At 63.7% G+C, this 7,362-nt stretch carries 7 protein-coding genes; 2 read left to right on the top strand and 5 right to left on the bottom strand.

The annotated features are described in order from the left end of the window. Positions 1-232 precede the first annotated feature (232 nt). Positions 233-781 carry a low molecular weight phosphatase family protein gene (locus ACFRJ9_RS09275; protein ID WP_377666705.1) on the top strand — a complete coding sequence of 183 codons (549 nt, stop codon included), beginning with the start codon at positions 233-235 and terminating at the stop codon, positions 779-781. A 41-nt stretch (positions 782-822) separates the two neighbouring features. Here ACFRJ9_RS09275 and ACFRJ9_RS09280 read toward each other — a convergent pair whose 3' ends face one another. The 4 genes from ACFRJ9_RS09280 to ACFRJ9_RS09295 all read right to left on the bottom strand — a co-directional run bounded on the left by ACFRJ9_RS09280 (position 823) and on the right by ACFRJ9_RS09295 (position 3,184). Beyond that, on the bottom strand, positions 823-1,797 hold the full coding sequence (locus ACFRJ9_RS09280) for an acyl-CoA thioesterase (protein ID WP_377666672.1): 975 nt from the start codon (positions 1,795-1,797) through the stop codon (positions 823-825). A 72-nt stretch (positions 1,798-1,869) separates the two neighbouring features. After that, positions 1,870-2,445 (bottom strand): hypothetical protein, encoded by a 576-nt coding sequence (locus tag ACFRJ9_RS09285; RefSeq protein ID WP_377666674.1) that lies wholly within the window; start codon positions 2,443-2,445, stop codon positions 1,870-1,872. Further along, a complete protein-coding gene (locus ACFRJ9_RS09290; protein WP_377666676.1) occupies positions 2,442-2,777 on the bottom strand; it encodes a PEP-utilizing enzyme in 336 nt (111 codons plus the stop codon). The genes ACFRJ9_RS09285 and ACFRJ9_RS09290 overlap by 4 nt, the downstream gene beginning before the upstream one ends. Before the next feature lie 2 nt (positions 2,778-2,779). After that, positions 2,780-3,184, bottom strand: coding sequence for a hypothetical protein (locus ACFRJ9_RS09295; protein WP_377666677.1), 405 nt, complete (start codon positions 3,182-3,184; stop codon positions 2,780-2,782). A 106-nt stretch (positions 3,185-3,290) separates the two neighbouring features. Between ACFRJ9_RS09295 and aztD the strand changes: the two genes are divergently transcribed. Then, positions 3,291-4,604, top strand: a complete 1,314-nt coding sequence (aztD, locus tag ACFRJ9_RS09300) for a zinc metallochaperone AztD (protein WP_377666679.1) — start codon at positions 3,291-3,293, stop codon at positions 4,602-4,604. A gap of 139 nt (positions 4,605-4,743) precedes the next feature. Here aztD and ACFRJ9_RS09305 read toward each other — a convergent pair whose 3' ends face one another. After that, positions 4,744-7,104 carry a glycoside hydrolase N-terminal domain-containing protein gene (locus tag ACFRJ9_RS09305; protein ID WP_377666681.1) on the bottom strand — a complete coding sequence of 787 codons (2,361 nt, stop codon included), beginning with the start codon at positions 7,102-7,104 and terminating at the stop codon, positions 4,744-4,746. Between the last annotated feature and the right edge of the window lie 258 nt (positions 7,105-7,362).

Here is a 7,362-nt window from a genome sequence, read left to right on the forward strand (position 1 = left end):
ATGCCGTAATCGTGATGTGAAAAGTTAGTATTTTTGGCGATGCGGTGATGGGTGGATGAAGGCGATTTTGCAAGGACGCATTGCTTGGTGAAAACTGTGGAGTTACAGGCTGGAAGTCGCCGTAGGCGGAACAGTATTCTTCACAACGTCGGGATTTGGGGGCACGCACGTGAATCACGTTGAAGGGCCGCCCGGAGTGTCTCGCGCGAACCCGGACGCCTTCCGAATACTGGTGGTATGCACCGGTAATATTTGTCGCTCGCCATTGGCAGAAGTGGTGCTTCAGGCCGGGTTGGATGAAGCATCGCCAGGAGCTTTTGCCGTGTCAAGCGCAGGCACTTACGCTCATGTGGGCAAGCAAGCGCAACGGGGGTCCCGTGACATCGCAGCGGGGCTTGGCACTAGCCTCCGCGACTTTCGTGCGCGCCAGATTTCAGAGAACGGCGTTGCCGATGCCGACCTTGTGCTGGCTCTCGCGCGGACCCATCGCCCCGACATACTGGCCGCGTCTCCCTCAGCCTTGAAGCGCACTTTCACGCTCCGTGAATTCGCCCGGATCCTGCAGCGGATGCCATTGATGTCATACCGCGGCAGCTCCTGGACGCAAGTGGTTGCTGCCGCAGATCGTAACCGACACAGTGCGTCCGTTGATGCGCCTGAGTTGGACGATGTGACGGATCCATACGGGCAGGGTGTTGAGGCCTACGAACTGATGACCCGGGAGCTTCTGCCGAGCCTAAGCACCATTATCGAGGCAGCTGTAGCAATTCGACGGCGGTAGGCCATGCTTGAGTGGTTCGTCGGGCAGCCTCGCAGCCGCCCCTACTTGCCCGCCGCCTTCAGCAAGTGGTCCGGCAGCCGGTTTCCCGGTGCCCTGCCGCGGATTTCCAGCAGTTCGCGGGCGTGGGCGTGCAGTTTCTTGTCTTCCTCGGACACGGGAACCCACTCGGGAATCGGCACGGCCGTCCCGGTTTCATCGCGGGCCACCATCACGGTAAGGCAGTACGTGGTCAGGTTCATTTCCCGGGTCTTGGGGTCTCCGGAACGGACGTGGACGGCGATATGCATGCCCTTCCCGCCGGTGTAGACAAGGCGAGCTTCCACCTCAACCACATGGCCGATCAGCAGAGGGCGGTAGAAGCGAACGCCGCCTGAGAACACCGCAACCGTGTCCTTGCCGGAGTAGCGTGACGCGCATACATACGCGGCCTCATCGATCCACTTCATCACTATGCCGCCGTGGACCTTGCCGCCCCAGTTCACGTCAGTGGGGGACGCCATGAACCGCAGGACGACGCGTTCGGCGGTCCCGGCGTCGGTATATTCCTGGGCGTTCATCGCGTTGACGATCTGCTCGCGGACCTCGATGCGCGCCAGCGCGTGATCCCGTTGCTCAATCTCTGCAGGCGTGGAGGGCGCGAACTGGGGGACGGGGATCGGCTTGCCGTCAGGTCCAACGGCAACGAAGATCACCATGCACTGGCTGTGCATCGTCTCCGGTCCACCCTTCGGATCCCGGGAGCTGACAACGGTGTGAATGTGCATGGAGGAGCGGCCGGTGTAGACAATCGTGGAGGTCACTTCCACCATGTCGCCGCTGTTAACAGGGTCGGCGAAATGAATGTTGCCTACGTACGCCGTGACGCAATAGGACTTCGACCAGCCAACGGCCGCCGCATATGCCGCTTTGTCCACCCATTCAAGAACGGTGCCGGCGTCGACTGACCCGCTGTGTCCAACGTCGGTGGGGGCCGCAAGGAAGCGGAGGGTCACGGAATTGGTGGCAGCGTCGCTCATGCTGGAAGTTTACTGTCGGCAGGTTTCTGTTACGCCAGTAAGTCCGCCGCGGCTGTCCCGGCGGCCAGACGCTCAACCGCCGCGCTGAATGCCCAGGGTCGCAAGGAGATCCTCATGGAGTTCGAACCACACCCGGTGGAAGGATTCCCTGTCTGTGGCCGTCAACCAGGCTGGGTCCAGTACGGCGTGTTTCAGTGCGCGCAGCAGTCGCTCGGAATAGCCCGCGAATCGAGGCAGCAAAACAGCCAACCGTGCTTCCGCCGGCCGCCACGCAGCCAAAGCACCAATCAGGAGGTCCATGGCTTCCGTACTGTTCGATGGCTGCAATTGGATGGCGCTGCAGGCGCTGACTACCGGCGCATTGAGGTCCGTGAACTCATCCAGCACGTCTGTGACTGCAAGGCGGGCCCCGGTGCGATCCAGTTCCTGTGCAAGCAGCCGCTCGTTCTCGGCACGGCCAAGGCTGGACAGCGACCATCCGCTGATCCCCGCAAAGGTGCTGTGCGAAACCAAGCCCTTCACGCCGGCGTCGATCAGCTGGGACTCAACCGCGCCAAGGTCTTGAGCAAAGCGCCCCGCAACGGCCGCGGTATCAGCGAAGCCAAGGAGGCGGACGGCGTGGAGCGTGAGGAGGCCGTCGTCGCTCATTCGGTCACCGCCGGGTACTCCACTGTGCCGAATGTCCCGTCCACGGACAGCGGGATGCCGTCGGTCAGCAGCTCCATCGCGCCGCGAACGCCCAGCACGGCCGGGATCCCAAACTCCCGGGCAACGATCGCTGCATGTGACAACGTTCCGCCGGTCTCGGTGACCACGGCAGCGGCGATTCCGAAAAGGGGGGTCCAGGCGGGATCAGTGGTGCGACAGACAAGTACGTCCCCACCCTGGAAACGGCCGAACTCGTCGGGTCCGTGAATGAGCCTGGCCGCGCCGTTGGCGGTCCCTGCGCTGGCGCCATTGCCGCTCAGGATCGACCCCATTGTCAGTGCCCTGCCGCTGTATGGGGACGATCTGAGAGCCGATCCAAGCGCTGTTGTGCGGCTTGCGCAGAGCGGAGTCCAAGGCTCTCGGCGATGTGCGGCCAGGTCAGGCCTTCGGCCCGGGCAAGGAACAAAAGCGCGGTTTCGACGGCGTCCATCTCGGCTCGCGCGGCGGATACCAGCGTGAGGGCGGCGCGGAGATCCAGGGCGTCGGGCGCAGGAACGTTGTCTTGTCCCCGGGAACGCCACAGCACGTGCTGGATCAGGTCCATCGCGGTGGGCGGTTGCTGTTCGTGGAGCCAGGGCCGGGCCGGGAGGTCCGAGGCGCCCCGGTCCTGGAGCAGCCGGATTGCCTGGGACTGAAGGTCGGCCGCGGCAGCATCGTGGGTGCCTGTGGTTGCTGTCATGGTTCCAGCTTTGAATATCAACACTTTGTTGTCAACAGAATATTGAGGCAGGTCCTTGGGCTTATCTCGATTTGCAGTCTAAATGAGAATCAATATCATTTAACCCATGCCTCATCACTCAACCCCCATGCCCCCTGTCCCCACCCCGCGGAAACGTCGCTTCCGCGCACAGCCGATTGCCGCCGTCGGGCTTTCCGCACTGCTTTTAAGCGCCTGCGCGGCGCCCGGCGGCTCGGCAGGTAACGCAGCGGATGCCGCGCCCACAGCGAGCTCGAAGCCAAGTCCACAGGAGGCCGGAGCCCAGACTCCGCGCCTCGTTTACACGCACGACGCCGGCATCGCAGTTCTCGATGCCACCTCGCTTGAGCAGGTGGGCAGTGCCGAAATGTCCGGTTTCAACCGCCTGAATCCGGCAGGGGACGGCCGGCACGTCTTCGTATCCACTGGCGACGCATTCCGCCTCTTCGACGCGGGCGCCTGGACCGAGCCACATGGCGACCACAGCCACCACTACGTCACCGAACCCAAGCTGACCGACCTTGCTTTTGGGGCAGACAAAGCTGGTCACGTGGTGCTCCACGCGGGTAAGACCGTGCTGTTCAACGACGGCTCCGGCAAGGTGGAGAGCTTTGCAACGTCCGCGCTGTCCGCGGCGGTGGAGGACGGGAAACTACCCGCCGCGGACACCTATGTGACGCCGGAAGCACACCACGGAGTCGCCGTCGAACTCGAAGACGGCAAGCTGCTGGCGACCCTCGGCAACGAGGAAAGCCGCTCCGGAATTGCCGTGCTCTCAGCCGGCAAGGGTCAGGATCGCAAGGAAATCGTGCGCAACGAGGACTGCCCCGGAGTCCACGGCGAGGCCGTTGCGGCGGGCGAAGCTGTGGTGGTTGGCTGCGAGAACGGCATGCTGATCTACAAGGACGGCGCCATCACCAAGGTAGCGAGCCCGGACGCGTACGGTCGGCTGGGGAACCAGGCCGGTTCGGAGAAGTCGCCCGTGATCCTGGGTGATTACAAGGTGGACAAGGCAGCCAAGCCCGAGCGGCCCACCCGGATCTCGCTCGTCAACACCGAAACCGCCGCCATGCAGCTCGTGGACATCGGCACCAGCTACTCGTTCCGCTCATTGGGCCGCGGACCGTCTGGCGAGGCACTGGTCCTCGGAACCGATGGCGGGCTGCGGGTGATCGATCCGCTGTCCGGTACGGTCACGTCCACCATCCCGGTAGTAGCCGCCTGGGAAGAGTCAGCCACGTGGCAGGACCCGCGTCCGACACTCTTCGTGCAAGGTTCGACGGCGTTCGTCACCGAACCGGCAAGCAGCACCATCCACGCGGTGGACCTGAAGACCGGCAAGGTTGCGAAGTCGGCGAAGGTAGATCACGTCCCGAACGAGCTCACCGGCGTCACGGGCTAGACGCTCTCTCACTTCCCACCGGTTGTTGACCGACCGTCTATCACTTCCCATCGTCTAACGGCCGACCGTCTCTCCCTTTCCTGACGAAAGTGAGAGACGGTTCGGCTATTCGGGCCGGGATGTGGGAGGGCGTCCGGGGCTAGGTCGCCGTGATGACATACGTGGTGCCCGGAGCTGCCTCGAAAGACAGCGTCCCGTCAGGGTTCGGCGCGGCACCAACCGACGGGCCGCCGTCGTCGTCCTCAATCCTGAAGGGCGCCGCCAACAGACTCGAACGCACCGCGAGCCGGCCGCCCAACAGCGCCTTCAGGCGGATTTCCGTGGCGCGGCCGTCGACCCACGCGACGGCGACCTCAACGTTGCCGCGGGCTTTGAGGCCGGACACGGAACCAGTGCGCCACGCGGCCGGAAGCGCGGGGAGGATATCCACCACACCGTGATGGCTTTGCAGGAGCATTTCCGCGATGCCCGAGGCAGCGCCGAAGTTGCCGTCGATCTGGAACGGCGGATGCGTATTCCAGAGGTTTGCCATGACAGTGGTCTTGAGTTGGCTCGCGAGCATGTGGTGGGCTTGGTCGCCGTCGCGGAGTCGTGCCCGGAAATTGATCTTCCAGGCCTTGGACCAGCCGTAGCCGGCGTCGCCGCGGGCGGTCAGCGTACGGTCGGCTGCGGCGGCCAGCTCCGGGTGGGCCAGGACCTCGATCCCGTTGCCGGGATGCAGCGCGTAAAGCTGCGAGACGTGGCGGTGCGTATTGTCCGGCGCATCAAGCGCGGCCTCGTCCTTCCATTCTTTGACCTGTCCCCACGAGCCGGCAGCCAATCCCGGATCGAGCTGGGCCAAGGAAGCCTGGACGCGGTCCCGGAAGGCTGCGTCGCCAAGCATTTCCGCGGCGGAAACGGTGTCGCGGAACAGTTGGCCGATGATTTGCTGCGAGATGGCGGCGCCTGCGGTGAAGTCACCTTGCTCGGGGGAGTACGACGGCGAGGCCACCAACGTGCCGTCACGCGGGTCAATGCGGAGGTTCTTCAGCCAGAACTCCGCCGCCCCTTTCATGACCGGGTAGGCATGCTCGCGCAGGAAGTTCACGTCCCGGTTGAAGTCGTAAGCCTCGTAGAGATGTTGGGCCAGCCAGGCGTTGGCCTCCGGCATCCAGAACGAGGTGGCCCAGTCGTGGACACCCGTGAAGCCGTATGGGTTGGTGTTCTGATTGACCGTCCAACCGCCTGTCTGGAACATGTTTTGGGCGGTGGTCTCGCCCGGCGCCACAAGGTTCCGGACGAACGAGTGCAGCGGTTCAGCGGTCTCGGCAAGATTGGTGATTTCGGCCGGCCAGTAGTTCATCTGAACGTTGATGTTGGTGTGCCAGTCGGCGTCCCACGGCGGATTGGTGGAGCGGTTCCAGATCCCCTGAAGGTTCGACGGCAGCCCGCCCGGCCGTGAACTCGAAATCAGCAGGTAGCGGCCGTAATTGAAGAAAAGTTGCTCCAGCGCCCGGTCCTGCGGGCCGCCGTCGCCGTCGTAGTCGGCCAGCAGTTGGTCGGTCGACGCATCGCCGCCAACCTCTCCGCCGAGATCCAGCCGCACTCGATCGAAGAGCGCAGCGTAGTCCCGCTGGTGCTCGGCGAGGAGCGCGTCGTAGCCGGCAATCGCGGCCCGCTCGACGGCGGAACTCACCTTTGAGTGCGGATCCTCGCCGCGGTATTCGGGGTACGACTGCGCGTAGTTGGTGCCCATTGAGATGTACATGACCGCGTGGTCGGCACCCGTCACGTTCAGGCCGTTGCCGGTGGACTCAACCTTGCCCCCCACAGTTTCGAGGTGCAGTTGAGCCTGGTACTTCAGGCCGTTGTCCTGCAGGGCGCCAGTGACAGTGATCCTGTTTCCCGCCACTGAAAGGCGGGGCGAGTGGGGCGAGGCGAAGCGCGTGGTGAAGCTGATCTGCCCGGTTTGATCGGCGTCGAACCTGCAAACGATGACGTTCGCCGGGTTGGAGGCGAAGTAGCTGCGGCGTATCGCGGCACCGGCAGCGTTGGTGTACTCCACGCCCGCGACCGCCGCGTTCAAGTCGAGGTAGCGGCGGTAGTTCGTGGCGCCGTCGGTATCGGGGACGTCGAAGTGAAGGTCGCCGAAGACCTGGTACGACCCGAACCCTGGCATCTTGGCCAAGGGCCCGCTGTAGGCAAGGTTTCCGAGCGCGGCGGCCACGGCCTCGGGTGCCATGGATCCGTCTCGCTCGATCTGCTTCCGCACTGTCTCCAGTGCGTCCGGCCTGCCCTGCGGCCAGTTGCCGAAGTTGTAGCCTTCGCTGCTGCCCGGGCCGCCTGTCCAGAGAGTTTGCTCGTTGAGGACCAGGTGATCGCTGGCCAGGCCGCCATGGATCCCTGCGCCGAGGAAACCGTTGCCGATGGGCAGGGATTGGGACTGCCATTCCGTGGCGGGTGCGGTGTACCAGAGCAAGTTCTGGTGTGACAGTGGTGCTGAATGGGCGCTGTTGGACACGTTCCCTCTAATGCGTGGCGTGGATCACATGAATTGGTTGGTGAAATGTTACATCAAGCCACCGACGCTCTCTCGCTTCCCGTCGGTTAGCCACCGACGCCCTCTCGCTTCCCGTCGGTTAAAGACCGACGCTCTCTCGCTTCCTTGACGAAAGTGAGAGAGCCCCTCTTCGTCAGGCTGGTTGTGAGTCATTCATTACCTGTTGAAGGAGCCGGCGATGCCCGTTGATAACAAGGGTTTTACGCGTGAAGAGATCCG

This window comes from Paenarthrobacter sp. NPDC056912 (assembly GCF_042786555.1).
Lineage (GTDB): Bacteria > Actinomycetota > Actinomycetes > Actinomycetales > Micrococcaceae > Arthrobacter.